This window comes from Comamonas sp. GCA5, from assembly GCF_036541385.1.
GTDB lineage: Bacteria > Pseudomonadota > Gammaproteobacteria > Burkholderiales > Burkholderiaceae_C > Comamonas > Comamonas aquatica.
In genome coordinates, this window is record NZ_JAZHFR010000207.1 from 1 (window position 1) to 773 (window position 773).

The following is a 773-nucleotide window of genomic DNA, read 5'->3' on the forward strand; positions in this document are numbered from 1 at the left end:
TATTAGCAAGAGCCACGACAGCCTTTTGCCATCCACTGCGCTGCCTCAATGCTATGGCCCATTGGGAGATAGGGTCGAGGTTGTATTTGCCCGTGAGCACCACTGCTTTGGCTCCCTGTATCAATAGTGAGCGCAGGTAGCTGTCTCCACGCTTGGTAATAGATCCCAAGCTGGATTTGCCTCCGCTGGAGTTTTGTCTGGGCGTTAATCCCAGCCAAGCAGCGAACTGTGATCCATTCTTAAATTGTTTGAAGTCGCCCACGGTGGCCACAACAGCAGATGCGCTCAGAGGTCCAAGACCTTTGATGCCAGCAGCACGTTGAACTTGCTCATCATCTTTGTAGTGGGCGTTGATACGTTGCTCACACCAATGAATGTGTGTATCGAGCTCTTGCCAATGCACCAGTGCCTGGTGCAGCACAAGGCGAGCTGCTCCAGCAATCTCATTACTGGCATCCTCCAAGATGTCATGCAAATGTGAGCGTAAAACTCTGGGACTTTGCGGCAAGACAATCCCGAACTCGGCGAGCAGACCACGGATGCGGTTGATACATGCCGTGCGCTCTTGTTTGAAGCCTTCACGCAGTCGATGCACGCACAGCATGCCCTGCTGGTCGATGGATTTAATGGACACAAAGCGCATCTGTGGGCGGCTGGCAGCTTCGCAGATGGCAGCCGCATCATTGGCATCATTCTTGCCGCCTTTGCCTTGCATGCGATATGGAGCAACCAAGGCCGCAGCGATCATTCGTGCGTCTAGCCCCATGCCTTGC

The 773-nt window shown here is 53.8% G+C and carries 1 protein-coding gene; it reads right to left on the reverse strand.

The features are described 5' to 3' along the window. Window positions 1-773 (reverse strand): IS110 family RNA-guided transposase (locus tag SJH88_RS19275; protein WP_274755404.1); only part of this gene is annotated, 773 nt, incomplete at both ends.